At 58.6% G+C, this 24755-nt stretch carries 16 protein-coding genes; 15 read left to right on the forward strand and 1 reads right to left on the reverse strand.

The features are described from left to right. Positions 1 to 455: 455 nt before the first annotated feature. From ABD013_RS06245 to ABD013_RS06270, 6 genes are all read left to right on the forward strand, one after another. Entirely contained in the window at positions 456 to 2036 is a 1581-nt protein-coding gene (locus ABD013_RS06245; RefSeq protein WP_343803804.1) for a DUF1302 domain-containing protein, read from the forward strand. Positions 2037 to 2084: 48 nt separating this feature from the next. Beyond that, entirely contained in the window at positions 2085 to 3446 is a 1362-nt protein-coding gene (locus ABD013_RS06250; RefSeq protein ID WP_343803807.1) for a DUF1329 domain-containing protein, read from the forward strand. Positions 3447 to 3620: 174 nt separating this feature from the next. Then, positions 3621 to 4775, forward strand: coding sequence for a WD40/YVTN/BNR-like repeat-containing protein (locus ABD013_RS06255; protein WP_343803810.1), 1155 nt, complete (start codon positions 3621 to 3623; stop codon positions 4773 to 4775). Then, positions 4775 to 7192 carry an efflux RND transporter permease subunit gene (locus ABD013_RS06260; RefSeq protein WP_343803813.1) on the forward strand — a complete coding sequence of 806 codons (2418 nt, stop codon included), beginning with the start codon at positions 4775 to 4777 and terminating at the stop codon, positions 7190 to 7192. Before ABD013_RS06255 ends, ABD013_RS06260 begins: the two co-directional genes overlap by 1 nt. Continuing rightward, a complete protein-coding gene (locus tag ABD013_RS06265) occupies positions 7185 to 8018 on the forward strand; it encodes a universal stress protein (protein ID WP_343803816.1) in 834 nt (277 codons plus the stop codon). Before ABD013_RS06260 ends, ABD013_RS06265 begins: the two co-directional genes overlap by 8 nt. A gap of 280 nt (positions 8019 to 8298) precedes the next feature. Then, the gene (locus ABD013_RS06270; protein ID WP_343803819.1) at positions 8299 to 11808 is read left to right on the forward strand and encodes an indolepyruvate ferredoxin oxidoreductase family protein; all 3510 of its coding nucleotides are present in this window, start codon (positions 8299 to 8301) and stop codon (positions 11806 to 11808) included. 49 nt (positions 11809 to 11857) lie between these two features. Here ABD013_RS06270 and ABD013_RS06275 read toward each other — a convergent pair whose 3' ends face one another. Continuing rightward, the gene (locus tag ABD013_RS06275) at positions 11858 to 12544 is read right to left on the reverse strand and encodes a Crp/Fnr family transcriptional regulator (RefSeq protein WP_343803822.1); all 687 of its coding nucleotides are present in this window, start codon (positions 12542 to 12544) and stop codon (positions 11858 to 11860) included. Positions 12545 to 12735: 191 nt separating this feature from the next. On the opposite strand from ABD013_RS06275, the gene ABD013_RS06280 reads away from it, so the two are divergent. From ABD013_RS06280 to ABD013_RS06320, 9 genes are all read left to right on the forward strand, one after another. After that, the gene (locus ABD013_RS06280) at positions 12736 to 14541 is read left to right on the forward strand and encodes a DUF3604 domain-containing protein (RefSeq protein WP_343803825.1); all 1806 of its coding nucleotides are present in this window, start codon (positions 12736 to 12738) and stop codon (positions 14539 to 14541) included. A gap of 33 nt (positions 14542 to 14574) precedes the next feature. Then, complete coding sequence (locus ABD013_RS06285; protein WP_343803828.1) at positions 14575 to 16449, forward strand: DUF3604 domain-containing protein; 1875 nt, start codon at positions 14575 to 14577, stop codon at positions 16447 to 16449. Positions 16450 to 16452: 3 nt separating this feature from the next. Continuing rightward, entirely contained in the window at positions 16453 to 17328 is an 876-nt protein-coding gene (locus tag ABD013_RS06290; RefSeq protein WP_343803831.1) for a peptidyl-prolyl cis-trans isomerase, read from the forward strand. Continuing rightward, the gene (locus ABD013_RS06295; protein ID WP_343803834.1) at positions 17309 to 18280 is read left to right on the forward strand and encodes a HupE/UreJ family protein; all 972 of its coding nucleotides are present in this window, start codon (positions 17309 to 17311) and stop codon (positions 18278 to 18280) included. The genes ABD013_RS06290 and ABD013_RS06295 overlap by 20 nt, the downstream gene beginning before the upstream one ends. A gap of 142 nt (positions 18281 to 18422) precedes the next feature. Beyond that, positions 18423 to 19460: an AraC-like transcriptional regulator QhpR gene (qhpR, locus tag ABD013_RS06300; RefSeq protein ID WP_343803837.1), complete on the forward strand. Its 1038-nt coding sequence runs from the start codon at positions 18423 to 18425 to the stop codon at positions 19458 to 19460. Positions 19461 to 19651: 191 nt separating this feature from the next. Beyond that, positions 19652 to 20680: an AraC family transcriptional regulator gene (locus ABD013_RS06305; RefSeq protein ID WP_343803840.1), complete on the forward strand. Its 1029-nt coding sequence runs from the start codon at positions 19652 to 19654 to the stop codon at positions 20678 to 20680. A 228-nt stretch (positions 20681 to 20908) separates the two neighbouring features. Beyond that, entirely contained in the window at positions 20909 to 22282 is a 1374-nt protein-coding gene (locus ABD013_RS06310) for an FAD-binding oxidoreductase (RefSeq protein WP_343803843.1), read from the forward strand. Between the two features lie 351 nt (positions 22283 to 22633). Then, entirely contained in the window at positions 22634 to 23206 is a 573-nt protein-coding gene (locus tag ABD013_RS06315) for a gluconate 2-dehydrogenase subunit 3 family protein (protein WP_343803846.1), read from the forward strand. A gap of 1 nt (position 23207) precedes the next feature. After that, positions 23208 to 24749, forward strand: a complete 1542-nt coding sequence (locus ABD013_RS06320) for a GMC family oxidoreductase N-terminal domain-containing protein (RefSeq protein WP_343803849.1) — start codon at positions 23208 to 23210, stop codon at positions 24747 to 24749. The last annotated feature ends 6 nt before the right edge of the window (positions 24750 to 24755 follow it).

Consider the following 24755-nt stretch of genomic DNA (forward strand, 5'->3'; position numbering starts at 1 on the left):
AACTCGCTGCCTGTAAGCCCGCAATCACCATTCCTCTTCATCACATCCTGCCGACTCCGGCAACGCCCCCGGTTCGCAATATGTCAACTGATGATCGCAAATTATCAAGCGACAATTCCCCATCAATCATAGAGTTTTAAGCAAGTCGCAACAGCTTCCCTTGCTCCAGTAGCAAGTGATGAAGGACCGGAGCATACCAAAAGTCGCATTACAGGCTAAGTCCTCAGTGCGAGCCCGGTCCCACACACAATAATAAGACGTGACCAGACCATGACCTACACAACGCCGAAGTATACCAACGCTTGTGCTTCCCTGTTTTCCCCAACGGAGGGATGGCGGCTCTATTCCCCAGAGCAACCAGTCTTCTGCTCGCTAGTAGTGAACCCCCAGGCATCCCCACAGCACGCCTGATCTCAACATATTCCTTTATAAAAACAACACACGAGGAAACAACAATGAGAACACCTCACGCTGTACAACCGAGAGACCGCTTCAAGCGCACACCGCTCAGCAAGATGATCGCTCAGGCCACGCTGGCAGCCGCATTCGCTGCAGCTACAGGCCAGGCGCAGGCACTGAGTTTCGAAATGGACAACGGTGTCACCGTCGATGTGGATACCACCGTCGGCTACAACGCCCAGTGGCGTCGCGAGAGCCAGGATCCGAATATTCAGGATTTCGGCGGCCTTGGCTTCCTTGTAAACGATGGCAACAACAACTTCGACAAGGGTGATATGACCCAGAACCAGGTCAACTTCAGTACTGACCTGGATATCAACTACGGTAACGGGGGTGTTTTCGCCCGTGCCCGTGGCTGGTACGACGAAGTCTACGATGATAACGGCCTGGCCACAGCCGAATACCAGCAGGATGGTATTGACGAACACAAGTCCAAGATCGAACTGCAGGATCTGTTCTGGTACCACGGCTTCGATCTGGGTGACCAGTACCTGAGCCTGCGTGTCGGTGAGCAGGTGGTCAACTGGGGTGAGAGCCTGTTTATCCAGGGCGGCATCTCCACTGCCATGGGGCCTCTGGATGCAACCAAAGCAAACGCTCCGGGTACCGCACTGAAAGATATCTTCATGCCGATCGGTCAGGTTTACGGTGAACTGACAATCAGTGATGCCCTGTCTCTGGGTGCCTACTACCAGTACGACTGGCAAGAAACCCGTATCGATGCTCCGGGCACCTATTTCAACATCCTGAATGGCCTGGGTCAGGAGTCTGTTGGCGATTCCTTCGCAGGTATGCCCGTAACTGAAAGCGATCCGGACAAGGGTCAGTATGGTATTGCACTGCGTTATCTGGCCGAGAACCTGAACAGCACCGAGTTCGGTCTGTACTACATCAACTACACCGATTTCACTCCGGCCCTGGAGTTCCTCTCAGGCGACTCAATGAACCTGAATCAGCACTACTATGAGGATATCGACCTTTACGGCCTGAGCTTCGGCACCGTCTTCGGTGATATGAACGTCAGCGGGGAAATCTCCTACCGTGACGGTATTCCGGTCAGCGTGAACTACGGTCCGGGCGGCACTCCAGGACCGGGATTCCAGTATGCGCGCGGTGAAGCCGTACAGGCGCAGGTGTCCGGGATCTATATCTTCCCGCAGAACCCACTGGCTGACACGCTGAGTTTCACCGGCGAGATCGCCCACAACCGTATTCTTGATGTTGACTATGCCGGCGGTGTAGACAGTCTGAAAAAGGATCGCAGCGCCTCCAGCGCCGTGCTGAGCCTGAAGGCCAGCTACCTGAACCTCGCCGGCGGTCTCGATATGGATATCACCGGTACCTACCGCAACGATTTCGATGGCCGCTCTTCAGTTGAGTTCAGCTTTAATGAAGGTACTGAGCAGTTTGCCCTCAAGACCGACTTCACCTATCTGGGCAGCCACAAGTTCGGCGCCAGCTACGTCTGGTTCCTGACTGACACCGACGACATCATAGACGATCGCGGCAGTCTGGCATTCGGCCACCTCAATGCCGACCGCGACTACGTTGCGGCCTACTACAAATACACGTTCTAAATCATAAACTTATAATAAAAATCGGGCTCCGGCCCGAGGAGATGAATGATGAACTTGAAACGCACACTTCTCACCGCCAGCATTGCGGCGATCGCCCTCAACGCAGGTTCTGCACTGGCTGCTGTCAGCGCCGAAGAAGCCGCCAAACTGGGCAAGGAACTCACCCCCTTTGGTGCTGAAAAAGCCGGAAATGGCAGCGATATTCCCGAGTGGACCGGTGGACTGACCACAGCGCCCGCCGGTTACACCAAGGGCGGCAATCTGGTCGACCCCTTCGCCGATGAAAAGCCGTTGTACACCGTTACCGCACAGAACTACAAAGAGTACTCCGATCTGCTGTCAGACGGTCAGAAAGCGCTGTTCGAGAAGAAGCCGACCTTCAAGATGAACGTCTACCCGACGCATCGTACCGCTCCGATTCCGGACTGGGTCGCCAAGAACACCTATAACAACGCGTTGAACGCAGAAACCACTCCCGATGGCAATGGCGTAGTCAATGCCTACGGCGGCATCCCCTTCCCGATCCCGCAAAACGGCAATGAGGCGATCTGGAACCACACCTTGCGCTGGTACGGTGAAGGCAAGGATGCGACCTACGAGAGCGCAACCGTCTACACCAACGGTTCCCGCACCATCACTGCAGGCCAGCTGATCGAGAGCTACCCGTACTACTACAAGGACGGCAACCTCGAAACGTTCAATGGCAACATTATTCACCTGATGCTGCAGTATTCACTGCCCACACGCCGAAAGGGTGAGGTCACCTTGGTTCGAGACCCGGTCAACGCCAACAAGGAACCGCGTCAGGCCTGGCAGTACATTCCCGGGCAGCGTCGCGTGCGTCGCGCTCCGACCATCGCGTTCGATACGCCGGATCCCGGTTCCAACGGCCTTACCACCTATGACCAGGCGTTCATGTTCAACGGCTCTCCCGAGCGATTCAACTGGGAGTTGGTTGGCAAGCGTGAAATGCTGGTGCCGTACAACTCGTACAAGTTCCTGACCGCCCACAGCAACGGTACAGCGATGGATGAGATCGCTCAGGCCAACCACACCAACACTGACCTTGAGCGTTGGGAGAAACATCGCGTCTGGGTTGTCGAGGCAACACTGCGTGAAGACAGCCGTCATATCTATGGCAAGCGTCGCTTCTACCTTGATGAGGACTCCTGGTTCATCGTGATGGCCGACATGTACGACGGGCGTGGCGAGCTGTGGCGTTACGGTCACTCTCACCCGGTTGCGCTGTACGCCGATGGCAACATCATTGCGCGTGCCATCACCAACTACGATCTGCAGTCAGGTGATTACGCCATGCAGGAATATGACGTTATTCCGTACTCCACGACTGCAACAAAGGAAGACAGCTTCTACACCCCGCAGAAGGTACGTCAGATGTCTCGCCGCTAAAGCGGTAAAAATGAAACCGGTGTAGCCGCGCCGGTTTCATTTCCTCGCTATTCCGGAAGCACGTTCCACACGAGCGTGCTGCCGTAATAGCGCCAAACCAGAAGGCCCTGAGTGTTCCTGTAGCAAATTGCCAAGCCAGGCCCGCTGCACACTACCTACAAAAAGAATAAGCCCATGAGAAAGAACAACAAACCTCAATCCCTGATACAACCGCCTCGCACGCGATCCAGCCTGTGTGTGTTGATAGGCCTGGCGCTTTCGGGAAGCGTTCTGGCCGGTGATGCGCTTGAAGAGTCATCACTGCCGTCACCACTGGCCGCCCAAAGCCTGCTGTTGGACATTGAACGGGCCGGCAGTAACCTGGTCGCCGTCGGCGAGCGTGGCCATATCCTCATCTCCACGGATGAAGCCAATAGCTGGCAGCAGGCACCTGCACCTGTCCGCGTAACCCTGACTAACACCTTCTTCGTTGATGATCGCTTTGGCTGGACCGTAGGCCATGATGGCGTGGTACTCAAAACCGAGGATGGCGGCAACAGCTGGCGCAAGGTGATGGACGGCAACCGAGCCAACGCCCTGATGCTGGAACATGCCCAGTCTCAGCTGGCTGAACTTGAGGCGGCCATCGAAAGCGCGCCGGAAGAGCAGCTCGAAGAACTGGAAGCTCAGCTTGAAGACCGTACTTACATGGCTGAGGATGCCGAAACCTTCTCCGATGAGGGCGCCAGCCGCCCCTTCCTGGATGTCTGGTTCAAGGACCGCAACGAGGGCCTGGTTGTCGGCGGCTTTGGCCTGATCCTTCACACCACTGATGGTGGCGAGACCTGGTCAGCCTGGTTCGATCACATGGACAACCCGTCCCAGTTCCACCTCAACGCCATCACGCAGATCGGTGACCAGCTGTTTATCGCCGCGGAAGCCGGCACACTCTACCGCTCCTCCGACTGGGGCCAGAATTGGGAGATGCTGGACAGCCCCTACGACGGTTCCTTCTTCGGCATTGTCGGCACCGAACAGGGTCGTCTGATCGCCTACGGCCTGCGTGGTAACGCCTTCCAGTCCGAGGACTGGGGCAACAGCTGGCATCAAATCGATACTGGTGTCGATTCCACCTTATTCAGCGGCACCCTGCTTGACGACGGTTCGGTGGTGCTGGTGGGCGCGGCCGGGATCTCCCTGCACCTTGATGCCAGCGGCGCGGTGATCGCGACCGATCGCCATCCGGCCCGTTTGCCACAGAGCAAGGTACTGGTCAGTGAACACAAGGGACTGCTGATTGCCGGTGCACACGGCGTTCATGCCGCGACCGTCTCCGGAGGTAAAGAATAATGAATAAGACTCATCCATCGACAACATCGGGCCTGTCCGGCTCCGAATCCATTATCGAACGCATTTTCTTTCATCAGCGTCCGCTGATCATTCTGCTGATGCTGGCGGCGACGGCATTTTTCGCCTACCAGGCCAGCAGCATCAAGCCCGAAGCCAGCTTCGAGAAGATGATTCCGGCGTCACACCCCTACATCGCCAATTACCTCCAGCACAAGGATGATATGGCGGGCCTGGGCAACGCCATCCGTATCTCAGTGGAGCATACGCAAGGGGATATCTTCGACAAGGACTTTCAGGAGACCCTGCAGAAGATCCACGACGAGGTGTTCTACATTCCGGGCGTGGCCCGCGCCAGTTTGATGTCGATCTGGGCCTCGGGTGTGCGCTGGTCGGAAGTGACCGAGGAAGGTTTGACCGGTGGTCCGGTGATCGCCGATACCTATGACGGTTCGCCGGCCGAGCTGGAAAAGCTTAAGACCAACATCCTCAAGTCCGGCCGCATCGGCTCGCTGGTGGCCAACGACTTCAAGTCGGCGATCATCTACGCACCGCTGATGGACTTCAACCCGGAAACCGGCGAACCGATCGATTACCAGCAGTTCTCCAGCCAGCTGGAGGATCTGATCCGTGACAAGTACGAGAGCGACAGCGTCAAGATCCACATCACCGGCTTCGCCAAGGTAGTGGGCGACTTGATCGATGGCGCCAGCCAGGTGGCGATCTTCTTTGCCATGGCGCTGGGCATCACCTTCGTGCTGCTTTACCTCTACTCGCGCTGCCTGCGCAGTTCCATCGTACCGCTGCTGTGCTCGGTGATCGCCGTGATCTGGCAGCTGGGCCTGCTGAAAACCCTGGGTTACGGCCTCGACCCGTACTCCATGCTGGTACCCTTCCTGGTGTTCGCCATCGGCGTCAGCCACGGTGTACAGATCATCAACGCCATCGGCCATGAAAGCGCCAACGGCGCCGGCAAGGAACTGGCCGCACGTCTGGCGTTCCGCGCCCTGTACGTGCCGGGCATCATCGCCCTGATCAGTGATGGTGTCGGCTTCGCCACCCTGATGGTGATCGATATCGCCGTGATCAAGGATCTGGCCGTGGCCGCCAGTGTGGGTGTCGCCGTGATCATCCTGACCAATCTGATCCTGCTGCCGATCCTGATGTCCTATGCCGGTGTCAGCCAGGCCTCGGTGAAGAAGCAGCAGCACGTCGAAGAGCACGGCAAGCACCCGATCTGGAAGCTGTTGTCCAGCTTTACCCAGCGCCCTCAGGCCGCACTGATGATCCTCATCGCCCTGGGCCTCGCCAGTTTGGGCGTTTACCAGAGCCAGGATCTGAAGGTCGGTGACCTGGATGCCGGTGCACCGGAGTTGCGTCCGGACTCACGCTACAACCTGGATAACGCCTTCATCAACGAGAACTACTCCACCAGCACCGATATCTTCGTGATCATGGTGCAAACCGCGAAGGACAAGTGCTCCGACTACCACACCCTGGATGTGGTGGACCAACTGCAGTGGCGTCTGCAGCAGTTGCCGGGCGTGCAATCCGCCACCTCCATGGTCAACGTGGCCAAGCGCGCCATGACCGGCTACAACGAAGGTAACATCAAGTGGATGGCGCTGAACCGCAACCAGGCGCTGCTGAACCAGGCCTCCATTACCGCGCCGCGTGGCAGCTTCAACGCCGACTGCAGCCTGATGCCGGTGTTCATCTACCTGAACGACCACAAGGCTGAAACCCTGGCCAGCGTGGTGCAGGAAACCGAAGCCTTCGCAGCCCGGTTCAACAGCGATGCCCTGACCATCAAGCTGGCGGCCGGTAATGCCGGTATCGAAGCGGCGACCAATATCGTCATCGAGAAGGCCCAATATGAAATGCTGATCTGGGTCTATTCAGTCGTCGGCTTCCTCTGCCTGATTACCTTCCGTTCCATCCGCACCGTGGCCTGCATCCTGCTGCCACTGGCGCTGACCTCGCTACTGTGTCAGGCACTGATGGCGCGTCTGGGTATAGGCGTCAAGGTAGCAACCCTGCCGGTGATCGCGCTGGGTGTGGGGATTGGTGTCGACTATGGCATCTACATTTACAGCAAGCTGGAAACCTACCTTAAATCCGGCATGAACCTGCGTGACGCCTACTTCAACACGCTGAAGACCACCGGCAAGGCGGTTGCCTTCACCGGCCTGACCCTGGGCATCGGCGTGGGCACCTGGTTCTGGTCACCGATCAAGTTCCAGGCCGATATGGGTATCCTGCTGACGTTTATGTTCGTGTGGAACATGGTGGGGGCACTGGTATTTCTGCCAGCACTGGCCAGCTTCCTGATCAAGCGCCAGCCTGCCACTTCAAAGCAGGCAGCCCCGTCAGTCAGCCAGACATGCGAACAGACAGACAGGAAGGTGTCTCATGCATAATTTCAATAAACTGCTGGTAGTCCTGAACCCCACCAGCGACGAACAGGTTGCACTCAACAAGGCGATCCGGATCGCCGGCAAGATGGATATCCAGATTACCGCCCTGCTGCTGGCCAACCAGGTTAAAGGCGAGTTCCGCACAAAACTGGACCAGCGACTGCTGCAGCTGAAAACCCAGGGGATCGATGTGAAGCTGGAAATCAGCGAGGAAACTGACCTCTTGCGTGCGGTGCTGCTGTGCCAGCACCAGCACGGCTTCGACCTGACGCTGAAAGAGCCTCACAAGGCCAGCCTGACCGATTCACTGTTTACCTCAGTGGACTGGAAACTGCTGCGCACCAACAGAACACCGGTATTGATGGTGCGCTCGGTTATGAGGGGCCCGGACGCTCCCATCCTTGCGGCCGTTGAAGCCCAGCCGTCTGATCAGGAACACCTGCGGCTGAGCAACCTGATTCTGGAACAGTCACGGACCCTGGCTGACCGGCTGAGTCGCCCGCTGCACCTGTTCAGCGCGGCGCCGGCACCAATGCAAGATCCCGCCCATACTGAACAACATACCGAGCAGCAAACCCAGGCCTACCGTGAAGCCTGCATCGCACTGGGTGACCGTTACGGGATTCCGGCAGCGCAGGTCCATGTCGGATCCGGCCCCGCCGAACTGCTGATCGCTGACCAGGCCAAGGCACTGGGTGCGCAACTGCTGGTTCTGGGGACGGTGGCTCGCACCGGGCTGCGCGGCGTTCTGCTGGGCAATACAGCCGAACAGGTACTGGAACGCGCGGATGTCGACGTGCTGGTAATCCCGCCGACCCACGAAGCCTGACAGTCCATTACAGCGTCCAGAGTCATAGCACAGAAGGGAATGTGTACAGGTCTGATACCTGAACGGCGGCTTTGGACGCCAACAGAATCAGGAAATTCTGCCCAATTGTAATCTGCTTGACAGTGCTCGGGAGTCATCCGCCCCACTATGGGACTCAGCAATAGCAAAAATGCATCGCATGATCTCGATACCCGGGTGCCAGCAGTCCAGCCGGCACCCGGAACCTGCAAGCCGCCAAGGCCCCCAGGATTACAATAAATAGAATATGTGAGTACCGACCATGACGCTGAAACAGGTTTCTCTGGACGACAAATACACCAAGGAAAAGGGCAAGGTCTACATGACCGGCAACCAGGCCCTGGTCCGACTCCCGCTGCTGCAAAAGCAGCGCGATATGGCAGCAGGACTCAATACCGCAGGCTATATCACCGGTTATCGCGGCTCGCCGATCGGCACCTACGACATGGAGTTGAGCCGCAACAAGAAGCTGCTCGATGCCCATGACATCGTTTTTCAGCCGGGCGTCAATGAAGATCTGGCCGTTACCTCGGTCTGGGGCACTCAGCAAATCGAATCCGAAGAAGCGAAAAAATTCGATGGCGTATTTTCCATATGGTACGGCAAGGGTCCAGGCGTTTTCCGTTCCGGCGATGCCATCAAGCACGGCAGCTTTTTTGGCGCCTCTCACCATGGCGGCGTACTGCTGATCGCCGGTGATGACCATGTAGCCAAGTCTTCCACCATCGCCCACTACTCCGAACCGGAGATGCTGGCGCATGGCTCTCCTATTCTGTACCCCTCCGATATTCAGGAAGTGATTGACTATGGCCTGATCGGTTGGGCGCTGTCGCGCTATTCCGGTGCCTGGGTCACCCTGAAAGTAGTCAACGAAACCATCGAAGGCACGGCCACCGTCGAGCTTGACCCGACCACTTCCATCACCCGCAACCCGGAAGGGCTGGAAATTCCACCCGAGGCGCACTTTGTGCCGCCCAGTGGCGGTCTTGGCCCGGCTGCCACAGCCGAACGCATGGCTTACAGTGGCCGTATTCCGCTGATCAAGGCCTTTGCCCGCCTGAACAAGCTGGACCGTATTACTCTGGCAGCGCCGCAGCGCAAACTGGGTATCGTTTGTGCCGGCAAGGTGTATCAGGACGTGCTGCGCGCCTTCCAGCTGATGGGCATCGACGAAGACAAGGCCAAATCGCTCGGTATCAGCATCTACAAGGTGGCCATGACCTGGCCGCTGGAAGACCAGGGCATGGCCGAGTTCGCAGAAGGCCATGACGAGCTGCTGGTGATGGAAGAAAAGATGCCGATCATGGAGCCGCAGATCGCCGACCAGTTGTTCAACTGGCCCGACAGCAAGCGCCCGCGCCTGATCGGCAAGAAAGACGAACACGGCCTGTCTATCCAGAAAACCTACGGCGGCCTCTACCCGCACGAAGTGGTCGCCTTGTTGCGTGACCGCCTGGCAGCCAATAACCTGCTGGATGACAGCATCAGCAGCGCCTGCGACGACTATCTGGCCTCCATTACCGGTGCCTGTGGTGCGATCATTCCGCAGCTGGTGCGCATCCCCTACTTCTGCTCTGGCTGCCCGCACAACACCTCCACCAAGGTACCCGAGGGTTCCAAGGCGATGGGCGGTATCGGCTGTCATGCCATGGCCGGCTTCATGAACCGCAACACCTCCTTCCCCACACAAATGGGCGGCGAGGGCCATAACTGGGTCGGCCTGTCCCACTTTGTCGATACCCCGCACAAATTCCAGAACCTGGGTGACGGCACCTATACCCACTCGGGCCTGCTGGCGATACATGCGGCCGTAGTGCAGAAAGCCAACATCACCTACAAGATCCTGTACAACGATGCCGTGGCGATGACCGGTGGCCAGCCGGCCGAAGGTCAACTGACGCCGCAGCAGATCAGTGAACAGGTGACTGCACTGGGCGCCAAGCGTGTGGTCGTGACTACCGATGACCCGGACAAGTACCATCGCCAGCCGTCATTCGCCAAGGGCGTGACCATCCACCACCGAGAGGAACTGGATCGCCTCCAGCGTGAGCTGCGTGACATCAAGGGCGTGACCGTACTGATCCACGACCAGACCTGTGCCGCCGAGAAACGTCGCCGTCGCAAGCGTGGCCAGTTCCCGGATCCGGACAAGCGCATGTTCATCAACGATCAGGTCTGCGAGGCCTGCGGTGACTGCTCGGTACAGGCCAACTGCGTCAGCCTGCAGACACGCAAGACCGAGTTCGGCAACAAGCGTGTCATCGACCAGTCCACCTGTAACAAGGACTACCGCTGTGTCGATGGTTTCTGCCCGTCCTTCGTCACCGTTCTGGGTGGCAAGCTACGCAAGGCGGAAACGGCCAATCTGGGTGACAGTCTGTTCAAGAACCTGCCGCAGCCGACCCTGCCGCAGTTCGACAGCTGCTATGCGGTGATGATCAACGGCATCGGCGGCACCGGCGTGGTGACCATCGGTGCGGTGTTGGGCATGGCTGCGCATCTGGAAGACAAGTCGATCTCCATCTACGACATGACCGGCTTCGCCCAGAAAGGCGGTGCGGTACAGAGCCATCTGCGCATCGGTCACCAGCAGAGCGATATCACCAGCCTGCCGATCGGTCCGGCGGACGCCGATCTGATCATCGGCTGTGACCTGGTGGTCACCGCCAGCGAAAGCTCGATGAAATCGATTCGTGCCAATCACACCAAGTGTGTCGTCAACAGTGATCCCGTTGCGACCTCAGTGCTGCAACTGATGCGCGACTTCGAACTGCCGACTCAGCCGCTTTTGGGTGGTCTGCAGAAAACACTGGGCGCCAACCTGGCCAGCATCGATGCCACCAAGATCGCCAACGCCCTCACCGGCAACAGCATCGCCTCCAACATGTTCATGGTCGGCTACGCCTTCCAGAAAGGCTGGCTGCCGCTGAGCGAGGAGGCGATTCTGAAAGCAATCGAGATCAACAAGGTGTCCATCGAGTTCAACCAGAACGCCTTCCGCCTGGGCCGTGTCGCTGCCCATGACATGAACCGCATTCTGCCGCTGATCGAAGAGCAGCTGCAGGCCAGCAAGCCGGACGTGGCGGAAACCTCTGAGCAGGCGCTGCAACGCCGTATCGACCACCTGACCGCCTACCAGAATGAGGCCTATGCCGACCGTTATCTGGAACTGATCAACCGGGTTCGTCAAGTGGAGCAGCAGAAGACACCGGGCCAGAACGGCCTGACCGAAGCGGTGACCCGCAACTACTTCAAGCTGATGGCGTACAAGGACGAGTACGAAGTGGCACGTCTCTACACCGACGGCAGCTTCCTGAAAAAGCTGAACCAGCAGTTCGAGGGTAATTTCAAACTACGCTTCAATCTGGCGCCGCCGATCCTGAACAAGCGCGATCCTCAGACCGGCCACCTGCGCAAGCAGGAGTTCGGACCCTGGGTGTTCAAGGCATTCGGCCTGATGGCCAAGCTCAAGGGGCTGCGTGGCACCGCCTTCGATCTTTTCGGCTACACCGCCGAACGCAAGAAGGAACGTCAGATGATTGTCGATTATCGCAGCACCATCGAGTCCCTGCTTGATCAGCTGAGTGAGGCCAATCACGACGTTGCAGTAAAAATCGCCGAGCTGCCTACCGAAATCCGTGGCTACGGTCACGTCAAGGAAGCGGCCATCGAGAAGGCGGAAGCCCAGCAGAAGCAGTTGCTGGAAGCCTTCGCCCAGGCACACAACCGTATCGCCAGCGACAGGGAGCCCCTGTTCTATAAGGCAGGCTGATAACACCGGGTACCGGCTGGCAGCTTGTCAGCTGGTACCTTATCCCTGGTTAACCGTCGACACCCTCGGCGATCGCTTTCAGGCGCTCCCGATCCAGTATGCAGATCCGGCCATAACGGTGCTCGACAATCCCGGCATCCGCCCACTCCTTCAGAATCTTGTGGATTGCCTGACGTGAAGCGCTCACGGCAGACGCAAGCAATTCCTGGGTCAAATCCAGTTCATTGCTCTGCTCTCCGGTTGCGGAGTGATCGGCAACTTCAAGCAGAAAACAGATCTGATGTGCCAGACGGCGATCAAGGCCAAAGAACTTGCCCGCCTCGTAGGACTTAAACAGCTCACGCAGGCGTCGTGACAGGTGCAGCGTCATGGCACGGTCAATTTCGCGATGACGCTCCCGCAGTTGCTCGAAATCGCTGATCGCCAGGCTATCCAGCTCCACATCACCCATGGCAACCGCATCCTGCGGCCGAACGTCACCATCAATCGCCGAGAGATAGCCGATACATTCCCCGGGACCATAGATCACATAGGTGACTTCCTTGCCGGTATCGGACAGGGAGCGCACCCGCACGGACCCTGTTACCACCTGATACTGTGTGGTCGAGCGTTCTCCGTAACGGTAAATGGATTCCCCGTCCTTGAAACGACGCCGCGTCATATGTACCTGTACATCCTGGATAACGTGCTCAGGTAATAGCTGAAGCCAATTGTTGTAACCGCGTGTCTCGACCATCAATACTCCTGGGGTCTGGGTGATGCCTGGCCATTGTAATGCATTTGCCCCCTACCGACTTGCCCGTCGCATCGGAGTCGTATTTGGTCAAGCATCCTTCGTAAAATATCAATCGCTGCGCCTCGGGATTTTTTACGCTGTAACAAAATAAGAATGGGTGTGCTCCGAGCATCCGCATGAGGCCAATCCCGATGAAGAAGAAACTGCTTGTCAGCATGCTGGCACTTGCCGGCTGTTCCGCTTTTCAGGCCAGCGCCGCCCCCACTCAACTCTACTGGGGCGATACCCACCTCCACACCTCCTACTCCGGCGACGCATTTGCCATGGGCGATGAGACCGCTGACCCAGACACCGCCTACCGCTTCGCCAGGGGCCAGCCAGTGATCCACCCCTATAACCGAGTGCGGGTGCAGCTCAACCGCCCACTGGATTTTCTGGTGGTGGCCGATCATGCCGAGTATATGGGCCTGATGCAGCTGGTACGCGACAAAAGCCCTCTGCTGGACAAGGCGCAGAACGGCCAAAAGCTGATCCGCATGTGGGACGAAAAAGGATCCAAGGCGGTCTACTATGATGCCGCCGGCGCGCTGGTCAAGGGCAAACCCTATGAAGATCTTCTGACCCAGGCAATTCGCCAGCCGATCTGGGACAAGATCATCGAAGCCGCCGAAACCAACAATGAGCCCGGCAAGTTCACCACGTTCATCGGCTGGGAGTGGTCCTCCATGCCCGGCGGCGCAAACCTGCACCGCATAGTATTCACCGACCAGGGTGGCGAGGCAGCCAAGCAGTTCCTGCCCTACTCATCCGCGGACAGCGATCGCCCTGAAGATTTCTGGCACTGGCTGGAGAAAACCTCCGGCGAGACCGGTGCCGACTTCGTCGCGATCCCGCATAACTCCAACATCAGCAACGGCCTGATGTTCAATGACGTGGACAGCAACGGCCACCCAATCAGTGCCAGCTACGCCCGTACCCGCATGCGCTGGGAGCCGGTCGCCGAAGTTACCCAGATCAAGGGCGATTCGGAAACTCATCCGGAGCTGTCACCGGACGATGAATTCGCCGACTTTGAAACCTTCGAACATGTTATGGCGTTCAACAGTGAGGCCGAGGCACAGTCGGATCAGGTCAGCAACTATGCCCGCAGCGGCCTTAAGCGTGGTCTGGAAATCGAGCAGAATACAGGTGCCAACCCGTTCAAGTTCGGCATGATCGGTTCTACCGACTCCCACACCGGTCTGAGCACGGCGAGCGAACCCAACTTCTGGGGCAAGTTCGGCCTCGACTCCATTCCGGAAAACATGGACAAGGAAACCACACCCCACGCGGATGGCTGGAGCATGTCAGCCGCCGGTATGGTGGCGGTCTGGGCCGAAGAGAACACCCGTGAGTCCCTGTTTGCCGCGTTCAAGCGCAAGGAAGTCTATGCCACCAGCGGCCCGCGCATGCAGGTGCGCCTGTTCGGCGGCTTCGACTTTGTCAGTAGCGATGCCGACCAGAATGATCTGGCCGCGACCGGCTACACCAAAGGCGTCCCCATGGGCGGCGACCTGAAGCAGGCGCCAGCAGGCAAGGCCCCCTCCTTCCTGATTCAAGCCGTCAAGGATCCTGAAGGCGCCAACCTGGACCGCGTACAGGTGGTCAAAGGCTGGCTGGACGCCGAGGGCAAGAGTCAGGAGAAAGTATACAACGTGGCACTTTCCGACGGTCGTGAAGATCGCGGCGCCGACACTCAACCGGTCGGCAACACCGTGGATCTGAAAACGGGCTATTTCAGCAACAGCATCGGTGACGAGGAGCTGGTGACCGTCTGGCAGGACCCGGAATTCGATGCCAGCCAGCGCGCCTTCTACTACCTGCGTGTGCTGCAGATCCTGACCGCACGTCACACCATGCTGGATGCCGTGGCATTGGGCCGGCCCCATGACAAGGTCAACTTCCCGGCCGTGATTCAGGAACGCGCCTACTCTTCGCCAATCTGGTACACCCCCTGACCTGATCAAGCCCCCAACCATGACGAGCCGAACATGAAAAAAACAACACTCTCGGTCATCATTTCAGCCACCCTGCTCTCCTCCGCCGCTCAGGCGGGGGAGACGTCCTACTCGCCGATGGCGGGCAAGGACTACCCACAGCAGGTGTTCTGGGGTGATACCCATCTGCACACCTCTTACTCCTTTGACGCCGCCATGATGGGTAACAAGGGCCTGCCACCTGAAGATGCCTATCGGTTTGCCCGTGGCGAGGAGATCCGTGCTCACAACGGCATGATTGCCAAACTGAACAGACCACTGGACTTCCTGATGGTGTCGGACCACGCCGAATACCTGGGTCTGGTGCCAATGCTGGGTGCCGGAAATGATCTGCTGCTCAGTGAACCCGTCGGACAACGCTGGGCCGAGATGCTCAAGGCCGGCGGTCAGGAATCACTCAAGGCGATGTTCGAGATTCATCACGACATCAACAACAACCACAAGAGCCTGGCCAATGCCGAGGTCGAGCGCAGTGCCTGGGATGCGATCACCGCTGCCGCCGATCGCTACAACGAGCCCGGCAAGTTCACCGCCTTTATCGGTTACGAGTGGACCACCATGCCCGGCGGCAACAACCTGCACCGCGTGGTGATGTTTGCCGACGATGCCAGTAAGGCGGGCCAGATGTTGCCCTTTTCGTCCTTCGACAGCGAAGACCCGGAAGAGCTGTGGAAATTTCTGCAAACCTACGAAGACAAAACCGGCGGCCGTGTCCTGGCCATTCCGCACAACGGTAATGTCAGCAACGGCCTGATGTTCGCGCTGACCGACCGCAAGGGCCAGCCGCTGACTCGGCAATATGCCGAGACCCGCAGTCGCTGGGAACCCGTGATGGAAGTTACCCAGATCAAGGGGGATGGCGAAACTCACCCCAAACTGTCACCCGACGACGAGTTCGCCGACTTTGAGACCTGGGACAAGGGCAATCTGATCGGTCTGGAACTCAAGACCGACGACATGCTGCCGTACGAATATGCCCGTTCCGCACTCAAGCTGGGCCTGCAGCAGGAAGCTGAACTGGGCGTCAACCCGTTCAAGCTTGGCATGATTGGCTCCAGCGATGCCCATACCAGCCTGTCAGCCGTGGAAGAAAACAACTTCTGGGGCAAATTTTCGGTCTATGAACCCAGTGCAGAACGCGCCGCGCACGTTCCCTATGTCAAAGGCGAGAATGGCAAGGTGTTCTCGCTCCGGGGAGAAGAAATGTCAGCATCCGGTTATGCCGCTGTCTGGGCCACGGAGAATACCCGCGACGCCCTGTTCGACGCCATCAAGCGCCGTGAAACCTATGCCACTACCGGCCCGCGCATGACGGTACGCTTTTTCGGCGGATGGGATTTCGCCACTGACGAAGTCAGCTATCCCGACTATGTGGATCGCGGCTATGCCAAGGGTGTACCCATGGGCGGCGACCTGACCCAGGCACCGGCGGACCAAGCGCCAACCTTCATGGTGGCGGCCAGCCGCGACCCCGAGGGGGCCAACCTGGACCGCGTACAGATCGTCAAGGGCTGGCACGACGGCGACGGCAATCTGCAGGAGAAGGTCTACGATGTCGCCTGGAGCGATAACCGTCAGCCGAATGACGCGGGGAAGCTGCCAACCGTGGGCAATACGGTCAATGTTGATGACGCCACCTGGTCCAACAGCATCGGTTCAGCCGAGCTGACCGGCGTCTGGACCGACCCGGATTTCGGCCCGTCCGAGCGTGCCTTCTATTACGTCCGTGTGCTGCAGATTCCCACGCCACGCTGGACCGCTTATGACGAACATTATTTTGACCAGCAGCGGGATAACGATACCCCTGACAGCATTCAGGAACGCGCCTACACCTCACCCATCTGGTACACCCCGGCGCTGGAGGGTTGAACGATGATTGGCAAACTCATTAAAGACCCCCTGCTGCACTTCACTCTGATCGGCGCCGCCCTGTTCGGCGCCTACGATCTGGTCGGCAGCCCTAATGAAGACATGAGTGCAAGTACCATCGTGGTCGATCGCGATGCCCTGCTGACCTTCATGCAGTACCGCTCCAAGGCGTTTCAGCCCGAGCAGGCCAGCCAGCGACTGGACAATATGGCTGAACAGGAACGTGAGCAGCTGGTGCGCGATTTTGTACGCGAAGAGGCCCTCTATCGTGAAGCTCAGGCGCTGGGCATGAGCGAGAACGACTACATCATTCGCCGCCGTTCAGTACAGAAACTGGAATTCATCGCCCAGGGCATAGCCGAGCAGGTGGTAACAGTAGAAGCCGAAGCGGCGAAAGCATGGTTTGACAGCCATCGCCAGGACTATTACGAAGAGCCGTCCTACACCTTCACGCATGTGTTCATCAAGGCCAACCCGGCCCACGCGAAATCGGTCCAGCAGCGCACCGACACTCTGCTGGCACAGTTGAACGCGGAGCAGGTCGATTTTGCGGACGCTACCCGCTTTGGCGATCGTTTCCTCTACCATCGCAACTATGTGGAGCGTACACCGGACTTCATCGCCAGCCATTTCGGGGAGGCGTTCAAGGATCAGCTGGCACAGCTGTCCGCTGACAACCTGCACTGGCAGGGCCCCATTGCCTCCAGCCACGGCCAGCATCTGGTGATGCTGAGCGAGTATCGACCGGGCCGTGTACCCGAGTTCGCCGAGATACGTTCGCGTGTTGAGCAGGACTTCCGCCGCTGGCTGGAACAGCAAAAGCAGGAGCTGGCCATCCAGCAGATCGTGGAGCAGTACGATGTTGAATACCGCCTCTAAACTCTTGCTGGCATTGGTACTGCTGGCCCCGGGACCCTTGCTGGCACATGATGCACGCCCGCTCTATCTGCAGATCAACGAGATCAACAGCGTTCAGCCTGAGCAGTACCAGTACACGCTGAAGATGCAGGTGCCGCCCTCTGTCGAAGCGAACAACCGCCCCTATGTCACCCTGCCGGAGAGCTGCCGGCATGAACGCCTGGGGATGATCGTACAACTGGCCTGCTCAACCACGCTGAGCGGCCAGACTATAGGCATCGACTACCCGGAATTCAACCCGTCGATCACCACACTGATCAGGGCTTCCTTCCTGAACGGAGAACAGTCACAGGCTCTGCTCTCGCCCAGTGAAAGCCAGTGGCAGCTGCCAACTGCCGCCAGCAAGTCGCAGGTGATCAGCGATTATACGGTGCTGGGGATCGAGCATATCCTGATCGGCTGGGACCACCTGCTGTTCCTGCTCTGCCTGCTGATGATCTCGGGCACGGTCAAGCGCACGCTGATCACGATTTCAGGTTTCACGCTGGCGCATTCATTGACGCTGGTACTGACCACCCTGGGCATCATCCGCCTGCCGATCGCCCCCGTGGAAGCAGTGATCGCGCTGAGCATCCTGTTCCTGGCCGCCGAAATCATCCGTGACCGCCGACAGACGCTGGCATGGCGCTTCCCGGTCGCGGTCTCCGTCCTGTTTGGCCTGATCCATGGCTTCGGTTTTGCGTCCGTGCTGCAGAATATCGGCTTGCCACAAACAGAGCTGACCACGGCACTGCTGTTCTTCAACATCGGCGTGGAGATCGGTCAGGTGATGTTTGTGCTGGTCGTCATGACGCTGTTTTACTTGCTCAGGCAGTGGCGCCGTTTCCCGCTGGCAAAACTGCAGCAACTGATGATCTACGGCACAGGTTCACTGGCGGCCTTCTGGACGATTGAGCGTATTGCCGGCTTCTGATGTGCCCCGACCCTGCCCTGCACTGTGGGCATACTGGGCGGGGCCGGCTGCCAGGCGTAAACTGGAAAACGGAATGACGGCGGCCTGGCGGTTCAGATGACAGGACCTGTTCAGGCAGCCTGCCTCGAGGACGATAAAAACCATGAACAGCCATAACAGAATACTCAAGGCACGCAGCAGTGTCCTGACCGGCTTTACCGAGCATTGCCGACGTCATCAGGTCAACCCCATGCATCTGCTGGCCAGTGAAAATCTGGCGCCAGCCGTTCTCCGGTCATCCGACCTGCAGATCCCCTATGAGAACTTCGTGCGAGTTCTGCACCGCGCCGCAGCTGAGTCCGGTTACCCGCTGTTCTCACTCACCCTGTCCCTACGCCACGGCATTGAAGCACTCGGCCCACTGGGACTGATGGCAAGCCAGTGCAGCACCCTGGGCGACAGCCTGGCCATCGTACAGAAATACATGGACTGCTATGCCCAGGGCGTGGACCTGAAACTGGAGCTGCACGGCAAGGAAGCCCGGCTGGTGTACGACGTCCACATGGAGCTCGATATCGAGCTCACTCAGCTGATGGAGATCGGCATTGGTCGGATCTACAACGTCGTCAAGGCATTAGGGGCACCGGGCATGCCGATTACGGCGGTCAGCTTCCGTCATGTGCCGCTGACCAACCTCGAGACCTACACCGAGCTGCTGGGGGTAGAGCCCCGCTTCAACGCCGACATAAATTCCGTCAGCTTCCCGGCGCCCTATCTCAAATTGCCGCCCGCTCCGGCCTCTGAACGGGTCAGAGGCTATTTCGAATCCTTCCTGAAACAGGCCGGTCACAACCATAGCCGCCCCCTGAAACAGCAGGTGATCCGCCTGATCCATGAGCTGATTCCTACCGGGGAGGCCTCCGCCGACTCCGTTGCACGCCTGCTGGGCATGCATACCCGCAGCCTGCAACGTCAGCTCAAGTTGATCGATACGGACTTCAGAACCCTGCTGGAAGAGGTGCGCTACGAGTTGGCACAGGATGCCCTGCGCCAACCGGACACCCCGTTGACAGACCTGGCCCTGCAACTGGGCTATTCGGAACTCAGCGCCTTTTCACGGGCCTTCAAGCGCTGGAGCGGACGGTCACCGCTGCGCTGGCGCGAAGAGCATGCGCAGGCTGTCACTGCTGAGGCGGGCTGAATCTCGGTCGAGCCGTTTGATTATTTGCGACATACGATTGACAAATTACGCCATGAAGCGGCAGCAAAATCGGCTCGAGCCCCCATCACTTCGGGGGTTTGCCCTATTCAAGGCGTGGTGGTCCTATTTGACAAATAGCGGCCTGACTTTGATTATTCATGACAACGCAAAACAATAATAAAGCGCACGCCATGACACACAGCAAAATGGCCTCCAAGGTCAAAAGCAGTGCCCTGATGGGCTTCTATCCCTTGTGCCGCGAGTTGAAGATCAACCCGGTCAAGATCCTCGCCGCCGAAGGCTTATCCAGTGCGGTTCTGAGATCACCAGACCTGATGATCGCCTACGAAAGCCTGGCACATGTCCTCAACCACGCCGCTGATACAGCTGACTACCCCCTGTTCGGCCTCGCAATGGCCCGTTATCAGGACTTGAAAACCTTCGGACCACTCGGCTTGCTGGCCGCTCAGACCCATACCGTCGCAGAGAGCCTGGAGGTCATACAGAAATACTTCCACTTCCACGCCTATGGCGCCAGTATCAATCTGCTGCCGCCCGACAAGGAGCAACGCACCCACGTCAACATCGAAATTCATCTGGCCCCATCCATCAGCCAGGAACAGCTGCTCGAAATGAGCCTGGTGTTCGGTTACAACATTCTGTCAGACCTGGCACCCGAGTTCGCCACTGCCACCGAGATCCATTTCCGACATGAACGTATGGCGTCTTCGGAGCAATATCAGGCCTTGACCAAGGCCAGGCTTTGTTTTGGCCAGGAAAAGGACGCGCTGGTATTTCCCGCCTGCCTGCTCAGCCGTCCGCCCAGCCCGGCACCGGAGGAGGTCAGAAACTACCTTGAAGCCTTCCTGGCCCAGGAATCCAAAGGGCATGAGCAACCACTGCAATACAAGGTATCCAGGCTGATCTATGAGCTTATCCCCACCGGAGAAGCCACCCTGACCACCATCGCCCCCATGCTGGGCATGAACGTACGCACCCTGCAGCGCGAGCTGCGCCAGAATGGCACCGAATTCCGCAGACTGCTGGATGAGGTACGCTTCGAGATCGCACGCGGCGCCCTGGAACAGAATCATTCCATCACCGATGTGGCACTTAACCTTGGCTACTCGGAGCTCAGCGCTTTCTCACGCGCCTTCAAACGCTGGTCGGGCGTCCCGCCGCAACAGTGGCGGCAGGTCAGTCACCCCCCAACATTCTGACCCCACTGCAGCCGGCCCCCAACGGCTGCAGCCTGTCCCAGCCTTTTAACCCTACCTACTCCGTTCAGCCAGCCAGGCACCTGTCACAAAGTGCTCAATGGCGGTCGCTTATGGTCAAGCCCCACTTGCCGCATCACTCTATTTTTTATCCTAGAGCATGACCTTCGGGTTCCAGTGCCGGTTCGGTCGGCCCGATGACACCCTCCAATAAGAAAAACGGACACATTTATGGAATCACAAATCATTGAAGCACTGACCGGCATCGTCGGTGACAAGGGCATTCTGACCGGAACGGATGTGACACAACGCCTGGAGGGCTGGATAGGCGCTCCCCAGTGCAGCGCCAAGGCAATTGTCCGCCCAGCCAATACTGAAGAGCTCTCGGCCGTCATGGCACTTTGCCATCATTATGACCAGAGGGTCACCACCCACGGCGGCATGACCGGACTGGTCGGCGGCGCCATCAGCAGCAGCGAAGACATCGTGGTGTCGCTCGAGCGGATGCGCACCATCGTCGAAGTCGACGCCGAGAACCGGACTCTGACCGCCGAAGCCGGCGTAACCCTGCAGGCCATCCAGGAAGCGGCTGACAGCGCTGACCTTTTTTACCCGGTCGATCTGGGCGCCCGTGGCAGCGCCACCATCGGCGGCAACATTTCCACCAATGCCGGCGGCAACCGTGTCCTGCGCTACGGCATGACCCGCGAGTCGGTACTTGGCCTGGAAGCGGTACTGGCGGATGGCACGGTTATCTCGTCCCTGTCCAAGGTGATCAAGAACAACACCGGCTACGACCTGCGCCAGCTGTTCATCGGCAGCGAAGGTACACTCGGGATTGTCACCAAGGCGGTGCTGCGATTGCGCGCCAAGCCAAGAGGCGAGGCCACTGCGCTGGTCGCGGTCGAGGATTTCAACCAGCTGAGCAAACTGCTGAGCCTGGCGGAAAGCGCCTTGAGCGGCAGCCTGAGTTCCTTCGAAGTGATGTGGAACGATTTCTACTCCCTGGTTACCAGCTTCGAACGCCACCGGGCGCCGCTGCCCTCCAGCTCACCCTTCTACGTGATTCTGGAAACCCAGGGCAGCAGCAACGAATCCGAACAGGCGCGACTCGAAGCACTACTGGGCGAGGCACTGGAGCAGGAGCTGATCAGCGATGCCGTACTAACCCAGTCGGTCAGCGAGCGAGAAAAGGTCTGGGCCATCCGCGACGATGTCGAGGCACTGTTCAGCATGGTGCCTATCCATGGTTTCGATATCAGCCTGCCAATTCCAGCCATGCAGGACTATCTGGAAAAGCTGAAACACAACCTGCTCAAAAAGTGGCCGGATGGCCGCCTGGTCGCCTTTGGCCATCTGGGCGATGGCAACCTGCACGTAGTCATTGGCCAGATCCCCATGGAAGACAAGGAGGCGCTTAACGAGGTGGTCTATCGCGGCCTGGCTCAACTGGGCGGCTCCATTTCGGCCGAACACGGTATCGGCCTGGAAAAGAAAGCCTACCTGCAGCACAGCCGCTCGGAAGCGGAGCTCGAGCTGATGCGCATCCTCAAGCAGGCGCTGGATCCCAAGCGACTGCTGAACCCGGGCAAGATCTTCGATTAACCCCGGCAGCACCCAACCAGCACCACCAAAAAATCACGTGAACGAGCGGCTCAGGCCGCTCGTTTGCCATTGTCTGCTCCCCTCTCGAGCGGACGGCCCTGCCCGTTTTTCCGGCCGGAAACACCCTGTCGCTTTGTGTCAATACCAAGACATCAATTGTCAAGATGCACCGCCCTCGCCCACCTAGCATGTGATACAGAGATTTGCTTAACCGCTTAATGACTGCCCACTGGCAATGTGCCTTCCGGCAGGGCTAAGCCCTCTTGAAAACGACGGGTCATACCAGGCATGCCATCCGGCTATCAGAATCGACCTGTCGCTTAGACCATCACTAAAACAAGGCTAAGAAAGATGGGTAATAACAACAAACTTCCATCGGCCACACGCCGATTGTTCCTGCAGCGCACCCTGCTGGCGTTGGGAGCGGTCGCTGCCGCCCCTGCTCTGAGCACTCAGGCGCTTGCCAGCACCGCCTCTACCGCCATGGCAACACCCAAACTGGTTGTGTTGACGGCCGAGGACTACCACACCCTGTCCGTCGTCACCGATACCCTGATTCCACGCGGCGGCGCCTTCCCGCTGGGCGCACTTGATATCGACCTTGCCGCCCGTATCGACGCCTACCTTGACCCTGAAGATGCCGAGCTGATGCAAGGCTTGCGCGGCGCCCTGGTGTTCCTTGAACACAAGGCCCCTGCCCTTATCGCCCAGCAGAGTAACTTTAGCGCCCTGCCAGCGGCTGACCGAGAAACGCTGCTGCTCACGCTCAGAGATGCCGGTGGTGACGCCACGGCGGTCTTTGTTGCCCTGCGCAGCCTCTGTTTCTTCTACTTCTACACCGATGAACAGGCCTGGCCCAACATCGGCTACGAGGGCCCGCTGGTTAAACGCAGCCGCCCCGTCTATCCGCAGGTAAGGGGTTAATATGATTATTCAAGGTCACGAAATTTTTGCACCGCTGAAGCTCAACACCCATTCGGTCGTGGTCGGATCCGGCGCGGGTGGCGGCGTCGCCGCCTATCACATGGCATCGGCCGGTTTCGAAACGGTCGTACTGGAAGAAGGCGGCTACTTCCAGGCCAAGGATTTCAACCAGCGCGAAGAAGACATGATGCCGGCGCTGTATCGCGGTGCCGGTCGACAAACGACGACCGATGGCATGATCTATGTCTGGCAGGGCTCCACCTTTGGCGGCTCTACCGTTATCAACACGGCAGACGCGACGCCCATCGAGGCCGAAGTACTGCACCACTGGCAGCAGAAATTTGGCCTGAGCGAGCTGACCGAGGACAACCTGGCAGCGTCCTACGAACGCGTTTACAAGATGCTGAACGTCCACCGGCTGGAAGAGAAAATTCTCAACCGCAACAACAAGGTACTGCTCGAAACCGCCAACCGCCTGGGCTACAAGGCGGGCGTGTTCAATTCCAATCGCAAGAACTGTATCGGCAGCGGCTACTGTTTTCAGGGTTGTGCCTATGACGCCAAGCAGGGTACCAACCTGACCTACCTGCCTAAAGCTTCAGAGCTGGGTGCCCGTATCTACACCGATGTCCGTGTCGACCGTATTGAGCGCCTTTCGGGCAAGCAATATCGCGTGCATGGCACTGTCGTCGCTCGCGGCAGCCGTAAGGCCCGCCATCCGGTCGAGATCGACTGCGAGCGTATCATCATGGCAGCCGGCACCGTTCATACACCGGCCATTCTGAAGCGTTCCGGCTTCGACAAGGGCCTGCCGCAGCTGGGCAAGAACATCTCCCTGCAGCCCCAGATCGGCCTGTCAGCCATCTTCCCGGACAGCGACAAGATGACCTCCTGGCGCGGCGCGCCCCAGTCCATCTACATGAGCGAGTTCGATGATAACCGTGCAGAACATGGTCTGGGTGGCTTCCGCATGGAAGGTGTTGGCGGCATGGCCGGTGTCTTCGCGCAGTTCTCCAACAGCATCGGTCATGACCATAAACGGATCATGGAGCAGTACCCGCATACCCATTTCTCGGCGCTGCTGGTACCCGATCAGCCCAGCGGCACCATGGACTGGGAGTGGGGACCGGATGGCAAGGTCAAACCCAAAATTCAGTACACGCTCACCGACGAGTGGAAACAGCGCTTCAAGCGCGGTTACAAGACCGCCGCCGAATTCCTGTTTGAAGCAGGAGCCAAGGAGATCAACTGCAACAGCCCCGTGTTCGGTCCTATCACCAGCCCCGACCAGCTGTCACGCGTGGATGACTTCCCGCTCGAGCCGGGCATGGTCGCCCTGACTTCGGCCCATGTTCAGGGCAGCTGCCGCATCGGCCTGAATGCCGATGTTGGCGTCGTCGACCAGAACCTTCAGCTGCACAACCTGGACAACATCTACGTGGTCGATGGTTCAGTCATGCCCACGACTGCGTCTACCCACACCATGATTCCCATCATGGTGATGGCCGACCGTGCCATGCACAAGCTGGCACAAGGCGCCTGAGCCATA

The sequence above is a fragment of the Marinobacterium maritimum genome (assembly GCF_039523155.1).
In the GTDB taxonomy this organism is placed as follows: domain Bacteria; phylum Pseudomonadota; class Gammaproteobacteria; order Pseudomonadales; family Balneatricaceae; genus Marinobacterium; species Marinobacterium maritimum.

Coding starts and splice junctions, on each gene's coding strand:
- ABD013_RS06245 (WP_343803804.1), top strand. CDS start 456: ATGAGAACACCTCACGCTGTACAACCGAGAGACCGCTTCAAGCGCACA.
- ABD013_RS06250 (WP_343803807.1), top strand. CDS start 2,085: ATGAACTTGAAACGCACACTTCTCACCGCCAGCATTGCGGCGATCGCC.
- ABD013_RS06255 (WP_343803810.1), top strand. CDS start 3,621: ATGAGAAAGAACAACAAACCTCAATCCCTGATACAACCGCCTCGCACG.
- ABD013_RS06260 (WP_343803813.1), top strand. CDS start 4,775: ATGAATAAGACTCATCCATCGACAACATCGGGCCTGTCCGGCTCCGAA.
- ABD013_RS06265 (WP_343803816.1), top strand. CDS start 7,185: ATGCATAATTTCAATAAACTGCTGGTAGTCCTGAACCCCACCAGCGAC.
- ABD013_RS06270 (WP_343803819.1), top strand. CDS start 8,299: ATGACGCTGAAACAGGTTTCTCTGGACGACAAATACACCAAGGAAAAG.
- ABD013_RS06275 (WP_343803822.1), bottom strand. CDS start 12,544: ATGGTCGAGACACGCGGTTACAACAATTGGCTTCAGCTATTACCTGAG.
- ABD013_RS06280 (WP_343803825.1), top strand. CDS start 12,736: ATGAAGAAGAAACTGCTTGTCAGCATGCTGGCACTTGCCGGCTGTTCC.
- ABD013_RS06285 (WP_343803828.1), top strand. CDS start 14,575: ATGAAAAAAACAACACTCTCGGTCATCATTTCAGCCACCCTGCTCTCC.
- ABD013_RS06290 (WP_343803831.1), top strand. CDS start 16,453: ATGATTGGCAAACTCATTAAAGACCCCCTGCTGCACTTCACTCTGATC.
- ABD013_RS06295 (WP_343803834.1), top strand. CDS start 17,309: ATGTTGAATACCGCCTCTAAACTCTTGCTGGCATTGGTACTGCTGGCC.
- qhpR (WP_343803837.1), top strand. CDS start 18,423: ATGAACAGCCATAACAGAATACTCAAGGCACGCAGCAGTGTCCTGACC.
- ABD013_RS06305 (WP_343803840.1), top strand. CDS start 19,652: ATGACACACAGCAAAATGGCCTCCAAGGTCAAAAGCAGTGCCCTGATG.
- ABD013_RS06310 (WP_343803843.1), top strand. CDS start 20,909: ATGGAATCACAAATCATTGAAGCACTGACCGGCATCGTCGGTGACAAG.
- ABD013_RS06315 (WP_343803846.1), top strand. CDS start 22,634: ATGGGTAATAACAACAAACTTCCATCGGCCACACGCCGATTGTTCCTG.
- ABD013_RS06320 (WP_343803849.1), top strand. CDS start 23,208: ATGATTATTCAAGGTCACGAAATTTTTGCACCGCTGAAGCTCAACACC.